The organism is Streptomyces sp. Root1310, assembly GCF_001426425.1.
Taxonomy (GTDB): Bacteria; Actinomycetota; Actinomycetes; order Streptomycetales; family Streptomycetaceae; genus Streptomyces.
Map to the genome: position 1 here is coordinate 1120900 of NZ_LMEQ01000001.1, position 26962 is coordinate 1147861.

Consider the following 26962-nt stretch of genomic DNA (forward strand, 5'->3'; position numbering starts at 1 on the left):
CCGTATCGGTCCCGGGGGCCTTCGTCGTCGGGCCTCGCAGGGCGCCCGTCGGTGCTACGCCTGCGGCAGACGCTCCAGCTGGGTCTGGATGCGGGCGATGTCCTCGTCCGCCTTGGCGAGGCGGGCGCGGATCTTCTCGACCACGTTGTCCGGGGCCTTCGCCAGGAACGCCTCGTTGCCGAGCTTGGCGTCGGCCTGGGCCTTCTCCTTCTCGGCGGCCGCCAGGTCCTTGGCCAGGCGCTTGCGCTCCGCGACCACGTCGATGGTGCCGGACAGGTCCAGCGCGACCGTGGCGCCCGCGACCGGCAGCGTCGCCGTCGCCGAGAAGGCGTCGCCCTCCGGCTGGAGGCGGAGGAGCTGGCGGATGGCGGTCTCGTGGGGCGCCAGCGCCGTGCCGTCGAGCGTCAGCCGGGCCGGGACCCGCTGGCCGGGCTGGAGGCCCTGGTCGGCGCGGAAGCGGCGGACCTCGGTGATCACGGACTGCAGGCTCCGGATCTCCTGCTCGGCACCCGCGTCCCGGAAGCCGCTGTCCTCGGGCCACTCGGCGATGACGACGGACTCGCCGCCGGTGAGCGTGGTCCACAGCGTCTCGGTGACGAACGGGACCACCGGGTGCAGCAGCCTGAGGGTGACGTCGAGGACCTCGCCGAGGACGCGGCCGGAGACCTTCGCGGGCTCGCCGCCGGCCATGAACGTCGTCTTGGACAGCTCGACGTACCAGTCGAAGACCTCGTCCCAGGCGAAGTGGAACAGCGCGTCGGAGAGCTTCGCGAACTGGAAGTCCTCGTAGAGCGCGTCCACTTCGGCGACCGTCTGGTTCAGACGGGAGAGGATCCAGCGGTCCGTCGCCCCCATCTCGGACGGGCTGGGGAGGGGGCCCTCGACCGTCGCGCCGTTCATCAGCGCGAAGCGCGTGGCGTTCCAGATCTTGTTGGCGAAGTTCCGGGACGCCTGGACCCAGTCCTCGCCGATCGGGACGTCCGTGCCGGGGTTGGCGCCGCGGGCCAGGGTGAAGCGGACGGCGTCGGAGCCGTACTTGTCCATCCAGTCGAGCGGGTCGACGACGTTGCCGAAGGACTTCGACATCTTCTTGCCGCGCTCGTCGCGGACCAGGCCGGTGAGGGCGATGGTCTTGAAGGGGACCTCGCCGTCCATGGCGTACAGGCCGAACATCATCATCCGGGCGACCCAGAAGAAGATGATGTCGTGGCCGGTGAGGAGGACGTCGGTCGGATAGAACTTCCGCAGGTCGGCCGTCTGTTCGGGCCAGCCGAGCGTGGAGAAGGGCCACAGGCCGGAGGAGAACCAGGTGTCGAGGACGTCGGTGTCCTGGCGCCAGCCCTCGCCCGTCGGCGGCTCCTCGTCGGGGCCGACGCAGACGACCTCGCCCTCGGGGCCGTACCAGACCGGGATGCGGTGACCCCACCACAACTGGCGCGAGATGCACCAGTCGTGCATGTTGTCGACCCAGTCGAAGTACCGCTTCGACATGTCCTCGGGGTGGATCTTGACCCGGCCGTCACGGACCGCGTCGCCGGCCGCCTGGGCCAGCGGGCCGACCTTGACCCACCACTGGAGGGACAGGCGTGGCTCGACGGTGGTCTTGCAGCGCGAGCAGTGGCCGACGCTGTGGGCGTACGGCCGCTTCTCGGCGACGATCCGGCCCTGGGAGCGCAGCGCCGCGACGATGGCGGAGCGCGCCTCGAAGCGGTCGAGGCCCTCGAACGGGCCGTGGACGGTGATGACCGCGCGCTCGTCCATGACCGTGATCGACTCCAGGCCGTGGCGCCGGCCGATCGCGAAGTCGTTGGGGTCGTGGGCCGGGGTGACCTTGACGGCGCCCGTGCCGAACTCGGGGTCGACGTGGGTGTCGGCGACGACGGGGATGGTGCGGTCGGTCAGCGGCAGCTTGATGTGCCGGCCGACGAGGTGCCGGTAGCGCTCGTCGTCGGGGTGGACGGCGACGGCGGTGTCACCGAGCATCGTCTCGGCGCGGGTGGTGGCGACGACCAGCGTCTCCTCGCCCTCGCCGTACTTGATGGAGACGAGCTCGCCGTCGTCCTCCTGGTACTCGACCTCGATGTCCGAGATGGCCGTCAGACAGCGCGGACACCAGTTGATGATGCGCTCGGCGCGGTAGATCAGCTCGTCGTCGTAGAGCTTCTTGAAGATGGTCTGGACGGCCTTGGACAGGCCCTCGTCCATGGTGAAGCGCTCGCGGTCCCAGGCGACTCCGTCGCCGAGCCGGCGCATCTGGCCGAGGATCTTGCCGCCGTACTCCTCCTTCCACTGCCACACGCGCTCGACGAACTCCTCGCGGCCCAGGTCGTGGCGGGACTTGCCCTCCTCGGCGAGCTGCTGCTCGACCTTGTTCTGGGTGGCGATGCCGGCGTGGTCCATGCCCGGCAGCCACAACGCCTCGTAGCCCTGCATGCGCTTGCGGCGGGTCAGGGCGTCCATGAGCGTGTGCTGGAAGGCGTGCCCCAGGTGCAGGCTGCCCGTGACGTTCGGCGGCGGGATGACGATCGTGTACGGAGGCTTCTCGCTCTTCGCGTCGGCCTCGAAGTAGCCCCGCTCTACCCAGCGCTCGTACAGCGGCCCCTCTACGTCGGCCGGCGCGTACTGGGTCGGCAGTTCGGTGTGGGGCGCTGATGGCTGCTGCTGAGCGTTCTCGGTCACAGGGTCAGTTTAGGGGTGTCACCGCGCCGTCCCGAAACGTGTTTGCTCTGTAACGGTAGGGGCCCCGCTGCCGTGCAGGTGTTGGCTTTGAGCCAGGATGTGAAAATCACATAAGCATCTGGAGGGGAACCCAGAAATGAGTCACAACCAGCCGGGCCCGTACGGCGGGCCGCCCCAGCAGCCCGGACCCTACGGCCAGCAAGGCCCGTACGGCCAGCCGCCGCAGGCGCCCCAGCCCGGCTACGGCTACCCCCAGCAGCCCCCCGCCCCGCAGCCCGGCTACGCCTACCCGCAGCAGCCCCCGCAGGGCGTCCCCCCGCAGACCCCGCCCTACGGCCAGCAGCCGCCCTACGGCCAGCAGCCGCCGCCCTACGGCCAGCCTCCCTACGGCGTCCCGCAGCCCCCGGCCCCGGGCGGCGGCGGCAAGAAGGCGGGCATCATCATCGGCGCGATCGCGGTCGTCGCCGCGATCGGCGTCGGCGCGTACTTCGTGCTCGGCGGAAGCAGCGGCGGCCTCGAGGACGACGGCGCACACACGCTGGACACCCCGGCGACCGTGGTCACCGAGTACAAGCAGGTCGGCAAGGGCGGCGAGAGCAGCGACTCGGACACCACCAAGTATCTGACGGCCAGCGGCGTCAAGGGCGGCAAGGCCGTCCTCGGGCAGTGGTCGACGGCGGACTTCGGCGACTACGACCCGGAGAACCCCGACTCCGCCGACCTGCCCAGCGAGGCGGAGCTGCTCACCGCCAAGGGCATCACGATGGTGGGCGGATACGGCGAGATCGCGGACCCCGAGGCGGCCCTGGACAAGTACTTCATCGCCATCCAGAAGGAACTCCAGGACAGCAACTCCTCCAGCTCGTCGAGCAGTAGCGAGGGCAAGACCGAGCTGATCGGCCAGCCCGAGGAGGCCGACATCGACGGCGCGCTCATGAAGTGCCAGTCGGCGAAGAGCACCAACTCGCTGACCAAGAAGGAGTCGACCGACTGGTTCTGCGTCTGGTCCGACTACAGCACGATCGCCATGGTGTCCCCGGGCGACAACACGAAGAGCATCACCAAGGACGCGGCGATCGACATCACCACGAAGCTGCGTGACGAGGTCCGCGTCAAGGCCTGACGCCCTGGACGGCTGACGCGACGACGAAGGGGCCCCGGTCGACCGACCGGGGCCCCTTCGTCGTTCGGGTACGGATGAGGCGGATCAGGCGGTCTTCTGCTCGCCCGGGCCGCGACCGCCGCGCGCGTCGCGCGGGATCAGGGTCGGGTTGACGTTGGAGAGGACCACGTCCGCCGTGATGACCACGCGGGCCACGTCCTTGCGGGACGGGACCTCGTACATGACCGCCTGGAGGACTTCCTCCATGATGGCGCGCAGGCCGCGGGCGCCGGTCTGGCGGAGGATGGCCTGGTCGGCGATGGCCTCCAGCGCCTCCCGCTCGAAGTCCAGCTCCACACCGTCGAGTTCGAAGAGCCGCTGGTACTGCTTCACCAGCGCGTTGCGCGGCTCGATCAGGATCTGGAGGAGCGCCTCGCGGTCCAGGTTGTGGACCGAGGTGATCACCGGGAGACGGCCGATGAACTCCGGGATCATGCCGAACTTGACCAGGTCCTCCGGCATGACGGCCTCGAACTGGTCCTTGGACTCCAGCTCGCGCTTGGAGCGGATCGTCGCGCCGAACCCGATGCCCTTGGCGCCGGCCCGGGTCTCGATGATCTTCTCCAGGCCCGAGAAGGCACCGCCCACGATGAACAGCACGTTCGTCGTGTCGATCTGGATGAACTCCTGGTGCGGGTGCTTGCGGCCGCCCTGCGGCGGCACCGAGGCGGTGGTGCCCTCCAGGATCTTCAGCAGGGCCTGCTGCACGCCCTCGCCCGACACGTCACGGGTGATGGACGGGTTCTCGCTCTTCCGCGCGACCTTGTCGATCTCATCGATGTAGATGATCCCGGTCTCGGCCTTCTTGACGTCGTAGTCCGCGGCCTGGATCAGCTTCAGCAGGATGTTCTCGACGTCCTCGCCGACGTAGCCCGCCTCCGTCAACGCCGTGGCGTCGGCGATCGCGAACGGGACGTTCAGCATGCGCGCGAGGGTCTGTGCCAGGAGCGTCTTGCCCGAGCCGGTGGGGCCGAGCAGGAGGATGTTGGACTTCGCCAACTCGATGGCGTCCTCGCGGCTTTGGCCACCGCCGTTCTCACCGGCCTGAACGCGCTTGTAGTGGTTGTACACCGCTACCGACAGGGCCTTCTTGGCGGGCTCCTGGCCCACCACGTAGCCCTCGAGGAACTCGTAGATCTCGCGCGGCTTCGGGAGTTCCTCCCAGCGGACCTCGCTCGTCTCCGCGAGCTCTTCCTCGATGATCTCGTTGCAGAGGTCGATGCACTCGTCGCAGATGTACACACCGGGCCCTGCGATGAGCTTCTTGACCTGCTTCTGGCTCTTGCCGCAGAACGAGCACTTGAGCAGATCGCCGCCGTCACCGATGCGTGCCACGGTGTGCTTCCCCTTCGCCTGGGAGACGACTGGACGCTTACGAATCCAGCGGCTCCTGGTGCTGCCTTATTCCGACGGTACCTTGCCTGGCCCCCCGTTCGGGCCCCCCTTGGCACGGTTCACTGTGACGTGGACCGTGTCACACCGCCCCGAGGGGGCCCCGACGGGACGACCGGGTGCCTCAAACGAGCGAGTTGTTGTTCAGCTTGCGGGTGGAGATGATCTGGTCGATCAGTCCGTACGCCAGCGCGTCCTCGGCCGTCAGGATCTTGTCGCGCTCGATGTCCTCGCGGATCTTCTCGATCGGCGTGGTCGAGTGCTTGGCCAGCATGTCCTCCAGCTGCGCGCGCATCCGGAGGATCTCGTTGGCGGCGATCTCCAGGTCGGAGACCTGCCCGCGGCCCGTCTCGCTGTACGGCTGGTGGATCAGCACGCGCGCGTTCGGCAGCGCCATGCGCTTGCCCGGCGTACCGGCGGCCAGCAGGATCGCGGCGGCGGAGGCCGCCTGGCCCATGCAGACCGTCTGGATGTCGGGCTTCACGAACTGCATCGTGTCGTAGATCGCGGTCAGCGCCGTGAAGGAGCCGCCCGGGCTGTTGATGTAGACCGAGATGTCGCGGTCAGGGTCCATCGACTCCAGGCACAGCAGCTGCGCCATGACGTCGTTGGCGGAGGCGTCGTCGATCTGCACGCCGAGGAAGATCACGCGCTCCTCGAAGAGCTTCGCGTACGGGTCGTACTCGCGGACGCCCTGCGAGGTGCGCTCGACGAAGCGCGGGATGACGTAGCGGGATTCGGCGCGAGGGCCGGTGTATTCGGCCTCGGTGCGGGCGTAGATGCCGCTGCCGGGGAAGTCGTTCACGGTGTCTCCTGGAAAGAGGACTGGGGCGGTGGGCTGGAGGGGCTGGACGGGGCACTGACGGCTTCCGAGGTCCTCGGCGACCCGGGGGGCCTCGCGGGACCCCGAGGGGCTCCGAGGGCCACCCAGGGGCTTCCGCGGAACTCCTGGGGCTGCGGGGGCCTCCGAGCGGGCTCCTGGAAGTCCGGGAGTCTCGGAGGACCGCCTCCAGCGGTTCCGGAGCTCCGGAGTTCCGGAACTCCTGAAGCCTCTGGCGCCTCTGGGTGCCTCTGGGAGCTTTCGGAACTCCGCAGGCCTCCGTGGGCTTTCGGGACTCCGCAGGGATCCAGGGGCTCCCGGAGGCTCCGGAAGGGGCTCAGGGAGTCAGGGTGCTCCGCGGAGCGCCCTGCGTGGCCCTGCTGCCGTCAGTGGTTCTCAGGCCGCCCCGGTGCCGCCGCCGCCCGGCATGCCGGCCGCCGTCGGGATGACGTCGTCGATGAGGCCGTACTCCTTGGCCTCGAACGCGTCGAACCAGCGGTCGCGGTCCGAGTCGCGGGTGACCTGCTCGACCGTCTGGCCCGTGTGCTGCGAGGTCAGCTCGGCCATGCGCTTCTTGGTGTGCAGCAGCCGCTCGGCGTGGATCTTGATATCGGAGGCCGAGCCCGCCAGGCCCGCGGAGGGCTGGTGGATCAGGATCTCGGCGTTCGGCAGCGCGAAGCGCTTGCCGGGCGTGCCCGCGCTGAGCAGGAACTGGCCCATGGAGGCCGCGAGACCCATGGCGATGGTCACCACGTCGTTCTTGATGAACTGCATCGTGTCGTAGATCGCCATGCCGGCCGTGATCGATCCGCCGGGGCTGTTGATGTACAGGTAGATGTCCTTGTCCGGATCGGCGGCAAGGAGCAGCAGCTGTGCGGTGATCTTGTTGGCGATGTCGTCGTCGACCGCCTGGCCGAGGAAGATGATCCGCTCGCCGAGCAGCCGGTTGTAGACCTGGTCGCCGAGGCCACCACCGATGGGGTCGCCGGCGGCTGTGGGCATCAGATTCGTCACGTATCCACCTGCTCGTCTTACGACGGCGCCGGGCCGTCTCACGTGTACTGCCGGGGGCAACGGAGAGTCCCCTGCCCTCGTACTCATGGACCCTAACGCGCGGGTCCCTTCGGGGAATCCCGGAGAGGAGAGTGTTCGCCGGGGGCGTAGACGTGGGTGCCCCGTCCATGGGCGGCCACGGGCCGTCCACGGACGGTCACACCCCGCGGACGGGACCGCGCCGGTCGCGCTGTCGCATGACAGAGGGGCCCCGGGGCGGATACCGCCCCGGGGCCCCTCGTGTCTGCGTCAGAGGTGACGCGAGGCCGCTCAGGCCTCGGTGGTCTCCTCGGAGGTCGTCGCCTCGGCGGCGGCCTCCTCGGCCTCTTCCTCGTCGTCCAGGTCGATGACCTCGCCGTTGGTGTCCTTCACCGTGGCGGACTCGACGACCGTGGCCAGAGCCTTGCCGCGGGCGACCTCGCCGACCAGGAGCGGAACCTGGCCGCCCTCGACGACCGCCTGGGCGAACTGGTCGGGGGACATGCCGGAGGAGGCGGCACGGCGCATGAGGTGCTCGGTGAGCTCCTCCTGGTTGACGTTCAGCTTCTCGCGCTTGACGAGCTCGTCGAGCACGAACTGGGTCTTGATGCCCTTGACCGCGGCCTCACGGGTCTCGGTGTCGAACTCCTCGGCGGTCTTGCCCTGGATCTCCAGGTACTTGTCGAGGTCCAGGCCCATCTGGCCGAGCTGGTGGTGCTCCAGGTTGTGCTTGCGGGTGTTGACCTCGTCCTCGAGCAGCTTCTCGGGGACGGGCACCTCGACGAGCTCCAGCAGCTTCTCCAGGACGCGCTCCTGGGCCTGCGTGGCCTGGTCGTACTGCTTCGTGTTCTCGAGGCGCTTGCGGCTGTCCGCCTTGAGCTCCTCGAGGGTGTCGAACTCGGAGGCGAGCTGCGCGAACTCGTCGTCCAGCTCGGGAAGCTCGCGGGCGGCGACCTGGGTGACCTTGACGGTGACCTCGGCCTCCTTGCCGGCCGCCGAGCCGCCCTTGAGCTCGGAGGTGAAGGTGGCCTCGCCACCGGCCTCCAGGCCCTTCACGGCGTCGTCGATGCCTTCCAGCAGCTCGCCCGAGCCGATGGTGTAGGAGACGCCGCTGGCGACGCCGTCCTCGAGGATCTCGCCGTCGACCTTGGCCTCCAGGTCGACGGTCACGACGTCGCCGTCCTCGGCGGCACGCTCGACCGGGGAGGTCGAGGCGAAGCGCTCACGGAGCTGCTCGACCGCCTTGTCGATGTCCTCCTCGGACACCTCGACGGCGTCGACCTCGACCTCGATGGAGGAGAAGTCCTCGGGGAGCTCGAGGGAGGGACGGATGTCGACCTCGGCGGTGAAGTTCAGCGTCTCGCCGTCCTTCAGCTCCGTGATGTCGACCTCGGGCTGGCCGAGGACGTCGATCTCGGCCTCGTTGACCGCCTCCGTGTAGAACTTCGGCAGCGCGTCGTTGACGGCCTCCTCCAGCACGGCGCCACGGCCGAAGCGCTGGTCGATCACCCGGGCGGGGATCTTGCCCTTGCGGAAGCCCTTCACCGTGACCTGCTGGTTGATCTTCTTGTACGCCGCGTCGAGGCTGTCCTTGAGCTCCTCGAAGGGCACCTCGATGCTGAGCCGAACCCGAGTCGGGTTCAGGGTCTCCACGGCGCTCTTCACGGTTCGGTCTCCTTGGGGGCTGACTTCTTGGTTTCTGCAGGAGCCAGACCGGCTCCCGCGGATTCGCCGCCCGGAGGACCTACCAGAGGATGAGGCATACGGGCGTGCAGCTTGCATAGTAACGGCAGCGGCGACACGCCCCAAAGGCGATCAAGCGAGGTGACCGCGCAGATGGCCGCTGACGGCCGGTGATGGCCGTTCGATGGTCACCGATGGCCGGTTCGGTGGCCGGTGATGGCCGTACCGGCCGGTCCGGTGGTTGCTACGGCCGGTCGTTGGTCGGGGTGGCGGGATTTGAACCCACGGCCTTCCGCTCCCAAAGCGGACGCGCTACCAAGCTGCGCCACACCCCGTCTGGTGCGTCACGTAGGGTACATGGCCGCAGGCCGCCCGACCGCCGCTTTTGCCGGGCCTCGGGGCGCGCCGCGGCGGGCCCGGGAAACGGGGTGTGCGCGGCAGGGTGCCGACCCGCTACGATGCCTGCAGTGCCGCGGTCGCTGACCTGCGGCGCGTCGTGTGCGGGCGTAGCTCAATGGTAGAGCACTAGTCTTCCAAACTAGCTACGCGGGTTCGATTCCCGTCGCCCGCTCTGTACGGCGAAGGCCCGGGTGAGAGGTCGTTTCCTCTCCCCGGGCCTTCGGCGTTCCTGGGGGCGTTGCAGTCCTTCGCGCCCCTCCAGCGCCCTCCCGCGCTCCTCCCGTGCCCTCCCGCGCTCCTCCCGTGCCCCTTCGAGCGCGGCGCGCGCTTCAGGGCGTGCACGCTCACGACGTCGGCGCCGTCCGCGATCTCTCGTTCGCACTCTGTCCGAGCCGGACGATCAGCTCCCGCGTCCGGGCGTCGGTGCAGGACGCCAAGGTGTTGCCGGTGGTGTTGCCGGCCGTGTCGCCGGTGTGCCGAAGATCATGGGAGCGCAGGCCTCCGACTCCCGCCTCGGCGCACGTCTTGCGCCACAGCCTGATCCGTCACGACTCCCGCTCGGCGTCGATCTCGGCGATCAGGGCCTCGATGCGGGTCTTGATCTCGTCGCGGATCGGACGCACGGACTCGACACCCTTGCCGGCGGGGTCCTCCAGGGCCCAGTCGAGGTACTTCTTGCCGGGGAAGACCGGGCAGGCGTCGCCGCAGCCCATGGTGATGACGTAGTCCGACGCCCGAACGGCCTCGGTGGTCAGGACCTTCGGCTCGGCGCCGGCGATGTCGACGCCGACTTCCTTCATGGCCTCGACGGCGGCCGGGTTGACCTGGTCGCCCGGGAGGGAACCGGCCGAGCGGACCTCGATCCGGTCGCCCGCGAGGTGGGTCAGGAATCCGGCGGCCATCTGGGAGCGGCCGGCATTGTGGACGCAGACGAAGAGAACGGAGGCGAGCGGGCTGGAGGACATCGTTTCTTCCTTCGTCAGCGGATCATGATCATGGTTCTGGTACGCCCCGCGGGCTTGCACGTCCCCGTACCCGAATCATCCCAGGCTGGTATCAGTCAGGAGTGATGTGACAGTATCAGCCCATGATGATGTCAGTCGACACTGATCTGATGCGGGTTCTGGCGGACCCGGTCCGGCTCCGGATCGTCACCCTGCTCGCCGGGGAGACGCTGTGCAGCACGCACCTGATCGAGGAGACGGGGGTCAGGCAGACCAACCTCTCCAACCATCTGAAGGTGCTGCGCGAGGCCGGGGTCGTGGAGACGGAGCCGTGCGGCCGGTTCACCTACTACCGGCTCAGGCCCGACGTCATCGCCTCGCTCGCGGGACAGTTCGCCGCTCTCGCCGAGACGGCGCGCGCCACCGCCGAGAACAACGTCAAGCGGTCCTGCCCCTGAATCGGACGGCAGACGCCGTCGCACGCACCGAGGAGTCCTGTTGACCGCCACCGAGGCCACCGAGAACGACGGAGCCGGAGGGGCCGCAGTCGCCTCCGCCGCGACGGGACCCGGTCCGCAGCCCGCCCCGGGTGCCACCCCGCCCCGCACGCCGCTGACCGCCAGGGCGACGGCCGAGTTCGTCGGCACCGCCCTCCTGGTCGCCGTCGTGATCGGCTCCGGCATCCAGGCCACCGAGCTCACGCGCGACGTCGGTGTGCAGCTGCTGGCCAACTCGATCGCCACGGTCTTCGGCCTCGGCATCCTGATCCTGTTGCTGGGCCCGGTCTCGGGCGCCCACTTCAACCCCGTTGTCACGCTGGCCGAGTGGTGGACGGCGCGGCACGGCGGCGACGGCGTCACGGCCCGCGAGGTGGCCGTCTACGTCCCCGCGCAGGTCGTCGGCGCGATCGCCGGCGCGGTCCTGGCCGACGCGATGTTCGGCAAGCCGTTGGCGCAGTGGTCCACCCACGACCGCTCGGCCGGGAATCTCCTGCTGGGCGAGGTGGTGGCCACCGCCGTCCTGGTCCTGCTGATCTTCGGCCTGGCCCGCACCGGCCGGCTCCGCTTCGCCCCCGTCGCGGTCGCCTCGTACATCGGCGCCGCGTACTGGTTCACCTCGTCCACGTCCTTCGCCAACCCCGCGGTGACCGTCGGCCGCGCCTTCTCCGACACCTTCGCGGGCATCGCGCCCGGCTCCGTCGCAGGCTTCGTCGGTGCGCAACTCGTGGGCGGCGCGGTCGGCTTGGCGCTGGTCGCGCTCATCTTCCGCCCGGGCCGGTCCGCCGGATGACCCGCGGCAGGCAGGCGGTGGTGACCGGCGGCGGTCCGTCCTGACTCGCCGCCGGTCGCGCACGCACCGTCCTGCCGGTCCGTCCGCACCGCTCAGCCGAGAGAGCCGAGCATCTGCCCCATCGCCGCCACCACCGACGGCTCCACCCGGTAGTAGACCCAGGTGCCGCGCCGCTCGGAAGTGAGCAGGCCGGCCGCCTTGAGCTTCTTCAGGTGGTGCGACACCGTGGGCTGCGAGACACCGACGTCGGAGATGTCGCACACGCACGCCTCACCGCCCTCGTGCGACGCGACCAGCGAGAACAGCCGGAGGCGTACCGGATCGCCGAGCGCCTTGAACATCGCGGCGGTCCGTTCGGCCTCCTCTGCCGTCAGGGGGCGCTCGGTGAGCGGCGGGCAGCACGGCACGACACCCTCGGCGACCTCTGGGGCCAACAGCGGCAACGCCTTGATGTTCGACATACGTCTATGTTGACACATGTCGAACCAAGCGGGTGAGGACCCCTCGACGGTGCGCTTGATCAGGGGCCGGGCGGCGGGCCACCGGGCCGCGGCCCGGCCCACGCCTCGCAGCGAACGGGGCGAGAGGCCGCGCTGCCGCGCCGGACCGACGGAGGCCGGCCCGGGGAGGGAGACGCCAACCCCTTCGCGATGCCGCGGGTGCCCGGTGCCTCCGAGGGCGCCGGCGAGGGCGCCGTCGAGAGCGCCGTCGAGACCGGCGAGCCGGAGGCGGTCCGGCCGACAGCCCGTCGCGATCACGATCACCGAAGCACCCACAGTTTCGATGAATGTCTATGTTGACGCTCATCAATACAGATGCCATGCTGGCCGCGCAAGCCATCGACAGATGTCGAAACAAGCAAGGAGTCGCCGTGAACGCGCCTGCCCTTACCGCGCTGCCCGTCGTTGTGGTCGGAGCCGGTCCCGCCGGTCTTGCCGCCGCCGCCCACCTGGTCGACCAGGGCCTGGAGCCGCTCGTCCTGGAGACCGGAGCGGCCGCGGGAGCAGCGGTGCGGGAGTGGTCGCACGTGAAGCTGTTCTCCACCTGGGGCGAGGTGGTCGACCCGACCGCCGAGAAGCTCCTCGCCCCGACCGGCTGGACCCGGCCCGACCCGGCGACCTACCCGTCCGGCGGCGACTGGGCGGCGCAGTACCTGGAGCCCCTCGCCGGCGTCCTCGGCGCGCGGGTCCGCTTCGGCGCGACCGTGACCGGTGTTTCACGGGCCGGCCGCGATCGCATCGTCGACGCCGACCGCGAGAGCCAGCCCTTCGTCGTGCACGTCGAGTACGCCGACGGCCGAGAGGAGCGCGTCTTCGCCCGCGCGGTGATCGACGCGTCCGGCACCTGGACCACGCCCTCCCCGGCGGGTGCCAGCGGGCTTCCCGCCCTCGGCGAGAAGGCGGCGGCCGACCGCGTCACCTACCGGGTCCCCGACCTGAAGGACCCCGCCGCCCGGGCCCGCCACGCAGGCAGGCGCACAGCGGTCATCGGCTCCGGGGCGTCCGCCTTCACCGCGCTCGCCTGTCTGGCCGACCTCGCCAAGGCCGAGGACGGCACGGGCACGAAGGCGGTCTGGGTCCTGCGGCGCGGCATCTCCGGCTCCACGTTCGGCGGCGGCTCGGCCGACGAACTGCCCGCACGCGGCGCTCTGGGCCTGGCGGCGAAGGCCGCGGTGGACGACGGCCACGCCGACGCGGTCACCGGCTTCCGCACCGACACCATCGAGCGCGACGACAGCGGCCGCCTGGTCCTGGTCGCCGAGGACGGCCGACGACTGGACCCGGTGGACGAGGTCATCGTGCTGACCGGGTTCCGCCCCGATCTGTCGTTCCTGTCCGAGGTCCGCCTCGACCTGGACGAGCGCCTCCAGGCCCCGGTCGAGCTGGCGCCTCTGATCGACCCCAACCAGCACTCCTGCGGCACCGTCTACCCGCACGGCCACCGCGAACTGTCCCACCCCGAGCAAGGGGTCTACCTGGTCGGGATGAAGTCCTACGGACGCGCCCCGACGTTCCTGGCGATGACCGGCTACGAGCAGGTCCGATCCGTGGCCGCCGCGATCGCGGGCGACCTGGAATCCGCCGACCGCGTCGAACTCACCCTCCCGGAGACCGGAGTGTGCGGCGGCGCCGGACTGTTCGACGCCCCCGAGGCCGACCAGGACGCACAGGACGCAGGGGGCTGCTGCGCGCCCGCGCCCGCCCTCGTCCGGATCGGTACCGTCCCGGCCGGCGAGCCCGACGGGCAGAGCCAGGCCGGCGGCTGCTGCGGCTCGTGACCGGCCTCCACGCCCTCACCGACGGGGCCGCGACCGGAACAGGGGACCGGTCGCGGCCCCGTGCCGCCCTGCCCGCGCTCTGCGCCACACAGATCACGAGCTGGGGCATCGTCTACTACGCCTTCCCGGTACTGAACCCGGAGATCACCTCCCAGACCGGATGGTCGGCAGGCACCACCACCGCCGCGTTCTCGCTGGCCCTGGTCGTCTCCGCCCTCGCGGGCATTCGCGTGGGCCGCGTCCTCGACCGGCGCGGTCCGCGTCTCGTCATGACCGCGGGCTCGGTCCTCGGCGCACTGAGCCTGGTGATCGTGGCCGCCGCCCCCCGTCCGGGGGTCTTCTTCGCGGGTTGGATGCTGGCCGGACTCGCCATGGCCTCGACGTTCTACCAGCCCGCCTTTGCCGCACTCACCCGCTGGTGGGCCCCGGACCACATCCGCGCACTGACGATCGTCACTCTGGCCGGAGGCCTCGCCTCGACGGTTTTCGCGCCCCTGACGGCCCTGCTCACCGACCACTTCAGCTGGCGGACCACCTACCTGCTGCTGGCCGCCGTACTGGCGGCCGTGACGATCCCTGCCCACGCCCTGGCCCTGCGCGGCCCCTGGCCCAGGGCTCCGCGCCCCTCCACGAGTCCGGGCGGCAGTGCGGCGGCGGTCGCGCGCAGCCGCACGTTCCGGCTGCTGGCCGCCGCCCTCACGCTCTCGTCGTTCGCGATGTACGCCGTGGTCGTCGCCCTGGTCCCGCTGCTCCTCGATCGCGGTTGCAGCACGACCCAGGCCGCCTGGGCGCTCGGTCTCGGCGGCGCCGGCCAGACGCTCGGCCGCACGCTGTACGCCACCCTCGCCCGCCGTGTCGGAACCACCGCCCGAACGGTCACTCTCCCCACGCTCGGTGGCGTGACCACCGCCGCGTTCGCCATCGTGCCGGGCCCGTACGCCCTCCTGGTCGCCCTCTCGATCGCGGCCGGCACGGTCCGCGGCAACCTCACCCTGCTCCAGGCCACGGCCGTCACCGACCGTTGGGGCACCAGCCATTACGGCCGCCTGTCCGGGCTCCTCACGGCTCCGGCGACCGCGGCCGCGGCACTCGCGCCGTTCGCGGGTGCCGCCCTCGCGGCAGCCTTCGGCGGATACCCGCACCCGTTCGCGTCGCTCGCTCTGGTCTCGGTCCTCGCCGCCCTGGTCGCCACCGCGACCACACCACCGCGACCGGGCCACCGCGACCGGTCGGGAGCAGACGGTGACGGCCCGGGTACGACCCTTGCGGCCGGCCTGTGACCCTGCTCACCCGCGCACCCCGCCCGAGGAGGGCATCCGGGCCCTCCGAGGGCGGGGAGAGCAGCACACATGCCCCCGCGTGCCCGATCCAGGGACACGAGGCGGGGAGCGGCGGGGAACCACGGCGACCGACCCGGGACGCCCGGGGTGACTTCTGCGGCCCGGCCCTCGTCGTGTTCGGGCACCCGCCCGGACACGCGGGGGGGGCGGGCCTCAGAAGCTGATCGAGTTGATGGTGTCCGCGAGGGAGTCGAGGAAGCGGTTGATCGACGGGGCCATGCCGGTCGAGGCGAGGAAGAAGCCGAACAGGATCGCGACTATCGCCGGCCCCGCCTTGATCGACCCTCCTCTGATGAGCACCACCAGGATGATCGCCAACAGCAGCACCACTGACAGTGAAATGGCCACAACTGATCACACACCCTCGGTCGGTCCGCACTCCCGAGACCATCGTGCCACCAACGGGGCCTCCCTATGCGGCCCGTGACACATCATCGCGCGGGCGCGTCCGGCCGGGGTGCGCCGCACAGCAATTCGAGGGCGTGCCCGCACAGGGAATTGGGGCAGTTCGTTGCCGTGTCCACACAACGCCTGCGCAGGTAATTCGAATTATGGCCGCAGCCCGATCAACCACAGGCACACAACCGGCGTTATGCACCTTTTAGTCGGGATGAATCATGACATCAAGGCTCATCGTGAAACGTGACTCCCCCACGCCGGCCGACCCAGCGATCAAATCGGTGAGCAATAACAAGGAATGACCTGGGGCGTTTTACGAGTACGCGGGCGCGACGCTAGGGTGCCTCAAATGTTCCACGCCGCCCCGTCTCTCGTTCCGAGCCCCCGCTCGCTCCAGAACCAGAACGATCCGCACGACCAGTCCGGGGACAGATCCGCCCAGGGACCGTCCCCGCGCCCCGCCGCGAGGCGTGACGCGTTCTTCGACAACGCGAAGTACCTGGCGATCGTGCTGGTGGCCGTGGGTCACTCCTGGGAGCCGCTCAAGGGCGGCAGCCGGGTTCTGCAGGCCGCGTACATGCTCGTGTACACGTTCCACATGCCGGCCTTCATCGTCGTCTCGGGCTTCTTCTCGCGCAGCTTCGACGCCAGCCCCAGTCGGCTCAAGCGGCTGGTCACGGGCGTCGCCGTGCCCTACGTCGTCTTCGAGAGCGCGTACCCGCTCTTCAAGCGCTTCGTCGACCACGACCCCCAGGCCGCCATCACCCTCCTCGACCCGTACTACCTGACCTGGTTCCTGTGCGCGCTGTTCATCTGGCGGCTGACGACCCCCATCTGGAAGATGGTCCGGTACCCGCTGCCGATCGCACTCGGCATGGCGATGCTGGCGTCCCTCACCCCGTACCTCGGCGCCGATCTGGCCCTCCAGCGCGTCCTGCAGTTCCTTCCGTACTTCGTGCTCGGCCTGTGTCTGAGGCCTGAGCACTTCCGGCTGGTCCGGCGCCGCTCGGTACGGATCGCGGCCGTCCCGGTGTTCGCCTTCTCCCTGGCATTCTGCTGGTGGGCGGTGCCGAGGATGGACACCGGCTGGCTCTACCACCGCTCCTCCGCACAGGAGTTGGGCCTGCCGTGGTGGGTCGGCCCCGCCATGCAGCTCGCGCTGTTCGGCTGCTCGCTACTGCTGACGGCCTGCTTCTTCTCCTGGGTGCCGGGGCGCACGATGTGGTTCACGACACTCGGCGCGGGCACGCTGTGCGGTTATCTGCTGCACGGCTTCCTGATCAAGACCGCCGACTACCGAGGCTGGTTCGACCACCGAGCGCTGCACCGGCCGCTCGGCGAGATCGCCGTCACCGTCACGATCGCCGCGGCCGTCACGCTGCTGTGCACCCCACCGGTGCGGCGCGTCTTCCGGTTCGTGATGGAGCCGAGGATGGATTGGGCCTTCAAGCGGGACGCCGCCGAACTCGCCCGTGAGCGCGAGAAGCACGAGCACGCACAGACGCAGACCCACACGCAGACGCAGGGTCACGGACAGGACGGGCGGGAGAAGCTCGGGGCTCAGGAGGTCTGACCCGCGAGACCGAGGAGTGCGCGCATCCGTGCGTACTTCTCGGTCAGTCGCGCCCGGGTAGGTGCGTCCAGGACCGCGAGCCGCGCCGGGTCCGCGTTGTGCGCCAGGTCCGCCTCCTTCACCAGCAGGGCGCCCGGCGTGGCCAGGATGCGGCCCGCGTAAGCCTCCGGCGTCTCCCCGGCCCGTTTGGTCACCGCCAGGACGACGGCCTTCGTACGGTCGCTCAGCGCCGCCTCGTCCAGCCAGGTCTCGGACAGGGCGTCGTCCTCCACCGCGTCGTGCAGCCAGGCGGCCGCGATCTGGTCGGCGTCGCCGCCCCGCGCGCGTACACCCTCGGCGACCGCCTGGAGGTGCTCGGCGTAGGGCCGGCCCGCCTTGTCGGTCTGTCCCTGGTGGGCCGCGCGGGCGAGGCTCTCGACCTCGGTCAGGGTGAGCATCGTGGGTGGCCCCCTTCGGGGTGTCGGAAGTCGGAAGTCCCGGCGGAGCCCAGGACGGTTCGGGGGGAGCTCGGGGCGGTTCAGGGTAACTCGGGGCGCCTCAGGGGAACTCGGGGCGATTGATGAGAGTTCGGGGCGTTCCGTGAGATCCCAGGATGGTTCAGGAGGGCTTGGGAGGACTCGGGGTGTTTCGGAACGGTTCGGGGTAGCTCAGATCAAGGGGGCCGACTGGGACGTCGGGCCCTCGCGGCAGACCAGGAGCAGGGCGCGGTCGTCGTTGACGTCCTTCGCCACCGCCTCGATCAGGTGCCAGGCGGCGCCCTGGAAGCCGCCGGCCACGTATCGGTCGGCCTCGCCGGTGAGGCGGTCGATGCCCTCGACGATGTCCCGGTCGGAGGTCTCCACCAGGCCGTCGGTGAAGAGCATCAGCACGTCGCCGGGGCGCAGTGAACCCTTCACCGGGTCGAACTGGGCGCCGTCGTACACCCCGAGCAGGGGCCCCTCGGCGGCCTTCTCCTCCCAGCGGCCGCTGCCCGCGCTGAGTTGGAGCCCCGGCGGATGGCCGGCCGAGTAGAGCTCGTAGTCGCCGGAGTCGAGGTCGAGGACCAGGTGGATGGAGGTCGCGAAGCCCTCGTCCCAGTCCTGGCGGAGCAGATAGCCGTTGGCGGCCGGGAGGAAGGCGTGCGGGGGCAGCGAGCCCAGCAGGCCGCCGAAGGCGCCCGACAGCAGCAGCGCCCGGGAACCGGCGTCCATGCCCTTGCCGGAGACGTCCGTGAGGACGACCTCCATGGTGCGGCCGCCGTTCGTCCGGGCGGCGACGACGAAGTCACCCGAGAACGACTGTCCCCCCGCCGGCCTCAGCGCCATCTCGCGGTGCCAGCCGTGCGGCAGGCTGGGCAGCTTGCTCTGCACCCGGATGCGTTCGCGCAGGTCGAAGAGCATGGTGCCGCCGCGCCGCCAGGGCACGCCGACCCGGCTGCGGAACTGGGCGATGAGAAGTCCGAAGAAACCGCATGCTGCGACGACCAGGACCACGCCCGGGGTGACTCTGGACGGGCCCTCCGTGTACGGGCCCAGTTGCACGGACTCCACGATGAGAGCCGTGGCGGCCGCCGCGTACAGGCCGAGCAGGCTCGACGGGCGCAGCAGCAGTCCGCCGGCGACGATCGGCAGGACCAGGGCGGCCGGTGAGCACCACACCGAGTTGGCGAGTGTGGTGACGGCGATCAGCGGGACGGTGAGCAGCAGGAACGCCAGCGCGATCCAGTCCGAGCCGTCGCCGCGGAAGTAGTCCACGGCGCTTCTGCGCAGGCCGGTGCGGACCCGGTGCATCAAGTGCTTCAACCGGGCCGTCAACGTCTCGGCTTCCGCGCGCCGCTGCCGTCCTACTGCCATTAGTTCGGGACCCTATCCATCGAACCCGCCGCTTGGCACGGGAGGTCCCACTTGTCCCCCCTCCGAGGCTCAACTTCACAGTGAACTTCACGGAAAGCGCTCGCGCCCCGAGGAGGGAGAAATTGGCTGGCTCGTCCCGCATTGGACTGCTAGGCATGAGTCCATGAAGAGTGAGGCGACGGGCCGTGCGACCTCTTCCGCGGCCGGCGCCGGGAATTGCGGAAGGTGCGCGAGATGCGGGAGTCGCAGGAACCACGAGTGCTGCGCCGGGACGAATGGGACGAGTGGTACGACACCCTTCTCCGCGCCTTCGGCGGGATCGGGGAGTCGACCGAGGAACGGGAGCTCTTCCGGGCGCTCACCTCGTACGAGCGCTCCCTGGGCGTGTGGGACGACGGCCGGTGCGTGGCCACGGCGGGGGCGTACGACTTCCGGCTGACCGTCCCGGGCGGGGCCTCGGTGCCGGCGGCGGGCGTGACGATGGTCGGCGTGAGCGCGACCCACCGGCGGCGCGGAGTGCTGACGTCGATGATGCGGCGACAACTGGACGACGTGCGGGCGTGGGGCGAACCGCTCGCGATCCTCACCGCCTCCGAACCGGACATCTACGGACGGTTCGGGTACGCCGCCGCGACCTTCGGACTGCACGCCGAGATCGACACCAGTCGGGTACGGCTGTCCGTCCCGGCCGGCACGGACGACGTACGGCTGCGCTACGTCGACCCCGGCGCGGAGCTCGGGGTGTGCGAGGCGGTGTACGCGCGGACCGTGACCGCCCGGGCCGGGATGCTCGCGCGCCGCCCCGGCTGGGAGCGGCTGGGGCTGCTCGATCCGGAGAGCGAGCGGGGTGGGGCGTCGCCGCTCCAGTGCGTGCTCGCCGAGCGGGACGGGGAGGTCACCGGGTACGTCCGCTTCCGGGTGCGGTCCGAGTGGCGGGACAGCGGGCACAACGGGCAGGTGCGGCTCCAGGACCTGGCGGGGGTCGATCCGGTGTCGGAGGCGGCGCTGTGGCGGTTCCTGTTCGGGATCGACCTCACGACCTCGCTGAAGGTGCGGGGGCGGCCGATGGACGAGGCGTGGCAGCATCTCGTGTCCGACATCCGGCGGTGCGAGCTGCGGGTGCGGGACTCGTTGTACGTGCGACCGGTCGACGTGGGCGCGGCGCTGGAGGCGCGGACCTATCTGGCCCCGGTGGACGTGGTGCTGGAGGTCGAGGACGCCTTCTGCCCCTGGAACTCGGGGCGTTGGCGGCTGTCGGGAGACGCCAAGGGCGCGGTGTGCGGGCGCACCTCCGACGCCGCCGATCTCGCGCTGTCCGTAAGGGAGTTGGGGGCGGCGTATCTCGGGGGTGTCAGCCTGGCCTCGCTGGCGGGGGCCGGGCGGGTGCGGGAGCTGCGGCAGGGCGCGCTGGCCGAGGCCTCGGTCGGCTTCGGGGCGATCACCGCCCCTTGGCTGCCGCACGGGTTCTGACGGGTCCGCGCGGCCGGTTCCGCCGGAAGGCCGGACGCCGCGGTCAGCTCTTCTGGCAGGTCGGGCACCAGAAGAGGTTGCGGGCGGCGAGGTCGGCGGTGCGGACGGCGTCGCCGCAGAGGTGGCAGGGCTGGTGGGTACGGCGGTAGACGTACACCTCGCCGCCGTGGTCGTCGACGCGCGGCGGGCGGCCCATCGCTTCCGGGGTGTGCTGCGGGCGGACCGTGTCGATGCGGTTGTTGCGGACGCCCTCGCGCATCAGGACGACCAGGTCGGCCCAGATCGCGTCCCACTCGGCGGGGGTGACGTCCCTGCCCGCGCGGTACGGGTCGATGCGGTGCCGGAAGAGGACCTCGGCCCGGTAGACGTTGCCGACGCCGGCGATGATCTTCTGGTCCATGAGGAGCGCGGCGATCGTCGTACGGCTGCGGGAGACGCGGGTGTACGCGGACCGGGGGTCGGCGTCGGCGCGGAGGGGGTCGGCGCCGAGACGGGCGTGTATCGCCCGCTTCTCGTCGCCCGTGATCAGGGCGCAGGTGGTGGGGCCCCGGAGGTCCACGTAGGAGGTGGGGTCGGCGAGGCGGAGACGGACGGTGTCCGTGGGCGGCGGCGCGGGGGCCGGGCCGAAGGTGACCTTGCCGAAGAGGCCCAGGTGGATGTGGATCCACCGGTCGCCGGTGAAGCCGAGGAAGAGGTGTTTGCCGTGGGCCTCGGTGTGGGTGAGGGGGGTGCCGGTGAGGAGGGCGGCTGCGTCGGTGAACTTGCCCTGCGGGCTGGTCACCTGGAGGGGGTGGTCGGTGAAACGGGCGTAGTCCTGCGCCAGCCGGTGAATCGTGTGCCCTTCCGGCACCGGGATCTCCTTCTCTGTACCACCCGCCCACCCGACACGGCCGGATGAGAGGCCACCCACGCCGGAGCTCCGCCCCGACCCCTCGTCCCGTCCATCCACCCACCCGGCACGGTCAGGTGAGAAGCGAAGACCCGGGACTCCGCCCCGCACTCCACGCCCGTCCACCCACCCGACTCGGTCAGGTGAGAGGTGAAGGCCCCGGGACTCCGCCCGGACCCACGCGGGGGCTCCGCCCCCGCACCCCCGACGGGGCTTCGCTCCTGCACCCCGGGCAGGCCCTACCCCTGCGCCCGGCAGGGCTCCGACCCCGTACCCCGGTGGTGCCTACCTACCCGTGCACGCCGGCGGCGCTTCACCGCCGGTCCGGTCCACCGCCGGTCTACTGCTGCGGGTGGTGGGGCGGGATGGCCGGGAGGTCGCCCGTGGTCTCGTACGACGACAGCATGTCGATGCGGCGGATGTGGCGCTCGTCCTCGGAGAACGGGGTGGCGAGGAAGGTCTCGACGAACTTCGTCGCCTCGTCCTGGGAGTGCATGCGGGAGCCGACCGCGACGACGTTGGCGTTGTTGTGCTGGCGGCCGAGGGACGCGGTCTCCTCGCTCCAGGCCAGGGCGGCACGGACGCCCTTCACCTTGTTCGCCGCGATCTGCTCACCGTTGCCGGAGCCACCGATCACGATGCCGAGGGAGTCCGGGTCCGCGGCCGTCCGCTCCGCGGCGCGGAGGCAGAACGGCGGGTAGTCGTCCTGGGCGTCGTAGATGTGGGGCCCGCAGTCGACCGGGTCGTGACCCGCCGCCTTGAGCCATTCGACGAGGTGGTTCTTGAGTTCGAAGCCGGCATGGTCCGAGCCGAGATACACGCGCATGGGATGAGTGTGACACGAGTGTTGCGGGGTAGCAGCGCCGGGTGCCGCGTCCGAAATCCCTGAGCAATCCCATAGAAGCTCAGGAGAACCTCAAGTAACAATCTGGAATCAAAGGTTCCCGAATTCATTCACCTCGGATTCACTGGACCGGCTCGTACGCCCCCCACGCACGAAGCACCTGATTCCCCTCACGCGGCGCAAAGGAAAACCATCCTCATGACTTCGCAGCCGACCCTCACCAAGGCCGAGCACGGCCCCGGAGGTTCCGGAGAACCCGGAAACGGATCCGGGTCCGGACTTCAGGCAGGGCTCAAGAACCGGCATCTGTCGATGATCGCCATCGGCGGGGTCATCGGAGCCGGATTGTTCGTCGGTTCCAGTTCCGGTATCGCCACCGCCGGGCCGGGCATTCTGCTGTCCTACGCTCTCGTCGGCACGCTCGTGGTGCTGGTGATGCGGATGCTCGGCGAGATGTCCGCGGCCAACCCGACCTCCGGTTCGTTCTCCGCACACGCCGACCGGGCGCTCGGCCGCTGGGCCGGTTTCTCCATCGGCTGGCTGTACTGGTTCTTCTGGGTCGTCGTCCTCGCGGTGGAGGCCACCGCCGGGGCCAAGATCCTCGAAGGGTGGATGCCCGGCGTACCGCAGTGGGGGTGGGCGCTCATCGTGATGGTGGTGCTGACCGCCACCAACCTCGTCTCCGTCGGGTCCTACGGCGAGTTCGAGTTCTGGTTCGCCGGGATCAAGGTCGTCGCGATCGGCGCCTTCATCGTCGTCGGCGGGCTCGCCGTCTTCGGCGTGCTGCCCGGTGTCGACAGCGACAAGGCGGGGCTCGGCAACCTCACCGAACACGGCGGCTTCCTGCCCAACGGGCCCGGCGCCATCCTCACCGGTGTGCTGCTCGTCGTCTTCTCCTTCATGGGCAGCGAGATCGCCACCCTCGCGGCCGGCGAGTCCGAGAACCCGCAGCGGGCCGTGACGAAGTCCACGAACAGCATCATCTGGCGTATCGGCGTCTTCTACCTCGGTTCGATCTTCGTCGTCGTCACGCTGCTGCCCTGGGACGACGCGTCCATCAAGGAGCAGGGCTCCTACGTGGCCGCCCTCGACTCCCTCGGGATCGCGCACGCCGGTCAGATCATGAACTTCATCGTGCTGACGTCGGTGCTGTCCTGCCTCAACTCCGGCCTCTACACGGCCTCCCGCATGGCCTTCTCGCTCGGCGAGCGGGGTGACGCGCCGAAGATGTTCGCCCGGACGACGAGCCGTGGTGTTCCTCTCGCCGCGATCGTCGCCTCGGTGACGTTCGGGTTCGTCGCGGTCTTCTTCAACTACAAGTTCCCGGACTCCGTCTTCCTCTTCCTCGTGAACTCCAGCGGTGCCGTGGCCCTGTTCGTCTGGCTCGTGATCTGCTTCTCGCAGCTGCGGATGCGGAAGATCATCCAGGCCGAGTCGCCGGAGAAGCTGGTCGTGCGGATGTGGCTGTACCCGTATCTGACCTGGGCGACGGCCGCGCTGATCGTCTTCGTGCTCGGTTACATGCTGACCGACACCGAGGGAGAGAGCAGCGGGCGCACGACCGTGCTGCTGTCGCTGCTCGTCGCCGCCCTCGTGGTCGCCGTCGCCTTCCTGAAGGAGGGCCGGGTCAAGGCCAGGGCCAAGGCTGGAGCCACCACCTCCGCTTCTGCCTCCGCCTCCGCCTCCACCTCCTTGACTGACGCAGGTGCTGGTGCTGGTGCTGGTGCTGGTGCTGGTGCTGGTGCTGGTGCCGACACTGGCACCGCCGGGCGGGAAGTCGAGTAGCTCCGCTCCTAGGCCGATGAAAGGGGTCCGCTTCGGCGGGCCCCTTTCCTCCGTTTTCTCGCACCTCAACGACACGTCACGTCACATCACGTCACGGTGAAGCTGTCCTTGACCTTCTCGTACGTCTTCAGGGCCGCCGCCTCGGCCGCGGGCTGGTACCAGATGTTGATCTGGTACGACTTCCCGCTCTCGTCGAAGCCCAGGAGCCGCGCGTGCCACGGGGTGCCCTGGAGTGTGAAGGTGTACTCCCAGACGACCGCCGGCCGGCCTCGGAACGTCGTCTCCTCAAGGCGGATCTTGCTGTAGTCCCGGCCCTGGTGGGCGTTCCGTTCGGAGGTCCGCCAGGTGTCCATCAGGTCGCCACGGGCCAGGGAGGACTTGGCGACGAGCTCCTGGGTGCCGTCGGGTGACGTGTAGTGCACCTCCGCTCCCGTCTTCACGTCCCGCCGCCAGCCCCTGGGCGTCGCCCATGCGAAGCCGCCGGCCTCCTGGTGCGTGCCCGGGGGCAGGCTCGGGGGCCTGAACGTGCCCTCGACGGTGGGCGACGCCGAGGGACTGGAACCCGAGCCGGAGCCGGAACCGAGTCCGGAGCCGGACCCGGAGCCCGTGACGGGGGACGGCTTGGGCGAGGAACCGCCTGCCTGGTTGTCGCCGTCGTGCGAGCCGGGGGCCGACGCCAGCACGATCGCGAGGACCGTGGCCACGACGACGACACCGACGGCGGCGACCGTGCCGGTCCGGCGCCCCGTCCATCCCCCCACACCCCCCGTACGGCTTCCGGTACCCCCGCGTGAACGGCGCCTGCCGGCACCGGAAGCGGCCGGGACAGCCGGACCCGGCAGCTCACCACCGGGTGGCAGGCCGGCTCGACGGGTCGTCGCCGAGTGCGGGGCCGGGTGCTGCGCCGAGTGCGGGGCCGGATGCGGGGCCGGGTTGCGTTCCGTCACCGCGCGGGAGCGGGCGAGCGAGATGCCGGAGCGCGGGGTCGGGGTTCCCGGCGGGCTGGGGGACGGGGGTTCGGAGCCCGACTCCGAGCGCATCTCGGAGGCCGCTTCACTGGAGGAGTCGGCAAAAGCACCGAGGGAGACGCCGGCGGAAGCACCGGGAGAGGGACCGGCGGAAGCATCGGCGGTGGCAGGGGGTTCGGGCGAGTGGGGCGCCTTGACGGGGTTCAGGAGTACGCGAGTCGACGAGCCGGTCTCCGCCTTCTCCTCTCCCGCCCCCTCTCCCGCCTCCTCCCCCGGCCCCTCTCCTGCCTCCTCTTCCGCCGCCTCTGCCACCACCTCGTTCGGCTGCGGTGGGGGCGGCGCGAAGGCTATGCGCTCAAGGGTGGACTCCAGGTCCGTGAGGGTGGGGCGGGCCGTGGGTTCCTTGGCCAGGAGAGCGGTGAGGATGTCGTACAACGGGCCCGCGTTGGAAGGGAGTCGGGGCTCCTCGTAGAGGACCGCGTGCAGGGTCGCCAGGGTGGTGTCCCGGGAGAAGGGGGAGTGGCCGGCCAGGGCGGCGCAGAGCGTGGCGCCCAGGGACCACACGTCGGAGGGCGGGCCCTGCGGGTGGCCCGAGATGCGCTCGGGGGCCATGTAGTCGGGGGAGCCGACCAGCATGCCGACCATGGTCAACGCCTTCGTGTCCTGGATCGCGGCGATGCCGAAGTCGGTGAGGACGATTCGCCGGACGCCGCTCTCCCCGTTGCCCCCGTTGCCCCCGCCTCCGCGGTCCCCTCCGCTCCCCCCGCCTTCCACCAGCACGTTGCCCGGTTTGATGTCGCGGTGCAGTACTCCCCTCGCGTGCACCTGACGCAGTGCCGTGACCAGGCCCAGGCCGATCCGGGCGGTTTCGTGCGGGCCCAGTGGGCCTTCCTCGGCCATGATCCGTTCGAGGGAGCGGCCGGCCACCAACTCCATGACGATCCAGAGGCGTTCACCCTCGTCGACGACGTCGTAGACGCGCACCACGTTGGGATGGTCTATGCGGGCGGTGGCCCTGGCCTCGCGCAGGGTGCGTTCGCGGCGGGTGCGGGTGTCCTCGGAGTCGAGGCCGTCGATGCGCATTTCCTTCACCGCGACCTGCCGGTCGAGAACCTCGTCGGTCGCTCGCCACACGCGCCCCATTCCCCCCTGGCCGATACTCTCGACCAGCCGGTAGCGCCCCGTCACCAGCAACCCGGAGAAACCGCCACTCCCGGAATCAACCGTGTTCCCCGCGTTCCCCGCGTTCCCGGAGTTCCCGGAGTTCCCCGCATTCCCCGGATTCTCTGTGTTTCCCGCATTTCCCGGCAATCCGCTGCACCCCCTTCATTGCCCGGCCCCGGAACACAATAGTCACACTTACTGCCCTATCAGCATAGTGTGGAGAAATCTTGTGGTACCTCTTCCAGTACTGCGAATTCAGGCGCAGCCAAGGGGGGCGAACATGAGTTCTCGTCGTGCGACGACCGTCGCCGGATCGCTGGTCGTGGCATCTTTCTCGGCGGTGTTGATCCTTTCCTTCCCCGCCGGGGCGGACGATCAGGGGCCGGGCAGCAGCAAGGGGGGAAAGCCCGTCGACGAGGCGCCCGCGGGCGTGAAGACGACGACGACACTGCCGGAGCGGATCTCGGTCGACAACAGTTCCGGGAAAACGGCGATCACCGCCACGGTGAAGAACGAGGGGACCAAGGACAGCGGACAGATACGGCTTCTGGTCGTCGGTTTCGACGGCCTTTCAGTCAAAAGCGTTCAGGGGTGTGACGCCATCGCGGAGAAAGATCTCCCGGAAGGATCCAACAGCGGCTTCTCCTGCCCCATCGACAATCTCGCGGCCGGGGCGTCGAAGTCGTACGCCGTCGACGCGACCTTCGACCTGGGCAAGACCGGGAAGATCTGTCTGCCCGTCCAGACCGCCGACGGGAAGAAGACGTTCTGGCAGCAGGGCCCGGTGCCGTTCGGTACGACTAACCCGTCGCCGAACGCGCCCGCCACCCCGCTGCTCCTCGGCACCGACAACACACCCGTGGGGCCCGGCGGCGACGAACTGCCCAAGACGGGTGTCGGGCGGGACGTGTTGTCGCTCGGCGCGGCCGGAGCCGCACTGCTCGCGGCGGGCGCGGCCGGACTGTGGTGGTCCCAGCGCCGGCCGGTGCGGCGCGAGAGCTGACCGGGCCCACGCGAAA

The 26962-nt window shown here is 70.1% G+C and carries 22 protein-coding genes and 2 tRNA genes; 10 read left to right on the forward strand and 14 right to left on the reverse strand.

The window, feature by feature from the left end; all coding sequences use genetic code 11:
* Positions 1 to 54 precede the first annotated feature (54 nt).
* Positions 55 to 2679: a valine--tRNA ligase gene (locus ASD48_RS04920; protein ID WP_057600081.1), complete on the reverse strand. Its 2625-nt coding sequence runs from the start codon at positions 2677 to 2679 to the stop codon at positions 55 to 57.
* Positions 2680 to 2815: 136 nt separating this feature from the next.
* Between ASD48_RS04920 and ASD48_RS04925 the strand changes: the two genes are divergently transcribed.
* A complete protein-coding gene (locus ASD48_RS04925) occupies positions 2816 to 3802 on the forward strand; it encodes a hypothetical protein (protein ID WP_057600082.1) in 987 nt (328 codons plus the stop codon).
* Positions 3803 to 3886: 84 nt separating this feature from the next.
* On the opposite strand, the gene clpX is transcribed toward ASD48_RS04925, so the two are convergent.
* The 5 genes from clpX to ASD48_RS04950 all read right to left on the reverse strand — a co-directional run bounded on the left by clpX (position 3887) and on the right by ASD48_RS04950 (position 9103).
* Complete coding sequence (gene clpX, locus ASD48_RS04930; RefSeq protein WP_020127826.1) at positions 3887 to 5176, reverse strand: ATP-dependent Clp protease ATP-binding subunit ClpX; 1290 nt, start codon at positions 5174 to 5176, stop codon at positions 3887 to 3889.
* A gap of 181 nt (positions 5177 to 5357) precedes the next feature.
* Positions 5358 to 6038, reverse strand: coding sequence for an ATP-dependent Clp protease proteolytic subunit (locus tag ASD48_RS04935; protein WP_020127827.1), 681 nt, complete (start codon positions 6036 to 6038; stop codon positions 5358 to 5360).
* A 411-nt stretch (positions 6039 to 6449) separates the two neighbouring features.
* On the reverse strand, positions 6450 to 7055 hold the full coding sequence (locus ASD48_RS04940; RefSeq protein ID WP_028806515.1) for an ATP-dependent Clp protease proteolytic subunit: 606 nt from the start codon (positions 7053 to 7055) through the stop codon (positions 6450 to 6452).
* A 321-nt stretch (positions 7056 to 7376) separates the two neighbouring features.
* Positions 7377 to 8750 carry a trigger factor gene (gene tig, locus ASD48_RS04945; protein WP_057600083.1) on the reverse strand — a complete coding sequence of 458 codons (1374 nt, stop codon included), beginning with the start codon at positions 8748 to 8750 and terminating at the stop codon, positions 7377 to 7379.
* Between the two features lie 276 nt (positions 8751 to 9026).
* A tRNA-Pro gene (locus ASD48_RS04950) sits at positions 9027 to 9103 on the reverse strand.
* Positions 9104 to 9268: 165 nt separating this feature from the next.
* Here ASD48_RS04950 and ASD48_RS04955 point away from each other — a divergent pair.
* Positions 9269 to 9339, forward strand: a tRNA-Gly gene (locus ASD48_RS04955).
* Between the two features lie 373 nt (positions 9340 to 9712).
* On the opposite strand, the gene ASD48_RS04960 is transcribed toward ASD48_RS04955, so the two are convergent.
* Positions 9713 to 10132: an arsenate reductase ArsC gene (locus ASD48_RS04960; RefSeq protein ID WP_057600084.1), complete on the reverse strand. Its 420-nt coding sequence runs from the start codon at positions 10130 to 10132 to the stop codon at positions 9713 to 9715.
* Between the two features lie 122 nt (positions 10133 to 10254).
* Here ASD48_RS04960 and ASD48_RS04965 point away from each other — a divergent pair, with 122 nt between their 5' ends.
* Positions 10255 to 10569 carry a metalloregulator ArsR/SmtB family transcription factor gene (locus tag ASD48_RS04965; RefSeq protein WP_057600085.1) on the forward strand — a complete coding sequence of 105 codons (315 nt, stop codon included), beginning with the start codon at positions 10255 to 10257 and terminating at the stop codon, positions 10567 to 10569.
* Between the two features lie 40 nt (positions 10570 to 10609).
* Positions 10610 to 11401: an MIP/aquaporin family protein gene (locus ASD48_RS04970; protein ID WP_057600086.1), complete on the forward strand. Its 792-nt coding sequence runs from the start codon at positions 10610 to 10612 to the stop codon at positions 11399 to 11401.
* Positions 11402 to 11493: 92 nt separating this feature from the next.
* Here ASD48_RS04970 and ASD48_RS04975 read toward each other — a convergent pair whose 3' ends face one another.
* Positions 11494 to 11862 carry a metalloregulator ArsR/SmtB family transcription factor gene (locus tag ASD48_RS04975; protein WP_057601006.1) on the reverse strand — a complete coding sequence of 123 codons (369 nt, stop codon included), beginning with the start codon at positions 11860 to 11862 and terminating at the stop codon, positions 11494 to 11496.
* A 410-nt stretch (positions 11863 to 12272) separates the two neighbouring features.
* Here ASD48_RS04975 and ASD48_RS04980 point away from each other — a divergent pair, with 410 nt between their 5' ends.
* Both ASD48_RS04980 and ASD48_RS04985 read left to right on the forward strand, forming a co-directional pair.
* Positions 12273 to 13679, forward strand: a complete 1407-nt coding sequence (locus ASD48_RS04980; RefSeq protein WP_057600087.1) for an NAD(P)-binding domain-containing protein — start codon at positions 12273 to 12275, stop codon at positions 13677 to 13679.
* Entirely contained in the window at positions 13676 to 14959 is a 1284-nt protein-coding gene (locus ASD48_RS04985; protein ID WP_057600088.1) for an MFS transporter, read from the forward strand. The genes ASD48_RS04980 and ASD48_RS04985 overlap by 4 nt, the downstream gene beginning before the upstream one ends.
* 213 nt (positions 14960 to 15172) lie before the next feature.
* On the opposite strand, the gene ASD48_RS04990 is transcribed toward ASD48_RS04985, so the two are convergent.
* The gene (locus ASD48_RS04990) at positions 15173 to 15367 is read right to left on the reverse strand and encodes a hypothetical protein (RefSeq protein ID WP_030779494.1); all 195 of its coding nucleotides are present in this window, start codon (positions 15365 to 15367) and stop codon (positions 15173 to 15175) included.
* 400 nt (positions 15368 to 15767) lie between these two features.
* Here ASD48_RS04990 and ASD48_RS04995 point away from each other — a divergent pair, with 400 nt between their 5' ends.
* Positions 15768 to 16991 carry an acyltransferase family protein gene (locus tag ASD48_RS04995; protein WP_079073611.1) on the forward strand — a complete coding sequence of 408 codons (1224 nt, stop codon included), beginning with the start codon at positions 15768 to 15770 and terminating at the stop codon, positions 16989 to 16991.
* Here ASD48_RS04995 and ASD48_RS05000 read toward each other — a convergent pair.
* Positions 16979 to 17428, reverse strand: coding sequence for an HD domain-containing protein (locus tag ASD48_RS05000; RefSeq protein ID WP_057600089.1), 450 nt, complete (start codon positions 17426 to 17428; stop codon positions 16979 to 16981). The two genes, ASD48_RS04995 and ASD48_RS05000, sit on opposite strands and share 13 nt — an antisense overlap.
* Positions 17429 to 17638: 210 nt before the next feature.
* Positions 17639 to 18823, reverse strand: coding sequence for a PP2C family protein-serine/threonine phosphatase (locus ASD48_RS05005; protein WP_057600090.1), 1185 nt, complete (start codon positions 18821 to 18823; stop codon positions 17639 to 17641).
* A 234-nt stretch (positions 18824 to 19057) separates the two neighbouring features.
* Here ASD48_RS05005 and ASD48_RS05010 point away from each other — a divergent pair, with 234 nt between their 5' ends.
* Positions 19058 to 20293, forward strand: a complete 1236-nt coding sequence (locus ASD48_RS05010) for a GNAT family N-acetyltransferase (protein WP_079073612.1) — start codon at positions 19058 to 19060, stop codon at positions 20291 to 20293.
* 43 nt (positions 20294 to 20336) lie between these two features.
* On the opposite strand, the gene ASD48_RS05015 is transcribed toward ASD48_RS05010, so the two are convergent.
* Positions 20337 to 21143 carry a DNA-formamidopyrimidine glycosylase family protein gene (locus ASD48_RS05015; protein ID WP_057600092.1) on the reverse strand — a complete coding sequence of 269 codons (807 nt, stop codon included), beginning with the start codon at positions 21141 to 21143 and terminating at the stop codon, positions 20337 to 20339.
* Between the two features lie 379 nt (positions 21144 to 21522).
* Positions 21523 to 22008: a ribose-5-phosphate isomerase gene (locus tag ASD48_RS05020; protein ID WP_057600093.1), complete on the reverse strand. Its 486-nt coding sequence runs from the start codon at positions 22006 to 22008 to the stop codon at positions 21523 to 21525.
* A gap of 216 nt (positions 22009 to 22224) precedes the next feature.
* On the opposite strand from ASD48_RS05020, the gene ASD48_RS05025 reads away from it, so the two are divergent.
* A complete protein-coding gene (locus tag ASD48_RS05025; RefSeq protein ID WP_242432506.1) occupies positions 22225 to 23811 on the forward strand; it encodes an amino acid permease in 1587 nt (528 codons plus the stop codon).
* A gap of 86 nt (positions 23812 to 23897) precedes the next feature.
* Here the strand turns inward: ASD48_RS05025 and ASD48_RS05030 are convergent, their stop codons facing one another.
* Positions 23898 to 25967 carry a serine/threonine-protein kinase gene (locus ASD48_RS05030; protein WP_079073689.1) on the reverse strand — a complete coding sequence of 690 codons (2070 nt, stop codon included), beginning with the start codon at positions 25965 to 25967 and terminating at the stop codon, positions 23898 to 23900.
* A 256-nt stretch (positions 25968 to 26223) separates the two neighbouring features.
* On the opposite strand from ASD48_RS05030, the gene ASD48_RS05035 reads away from it, so the two are divergent.
* Complete coding sequence (locus ASD48_RS05035) at positions 26224 to 26946, forward strand: LPXTG cell wall anchor domain-containing protein (protein ID WP_057600094.1); 723 nt, start codon at positions 26224 to 26226, stop codon at positions 26944 to 26946.
* Positions 26947 to 26962 lie beyond the last annotated feature (16 nt).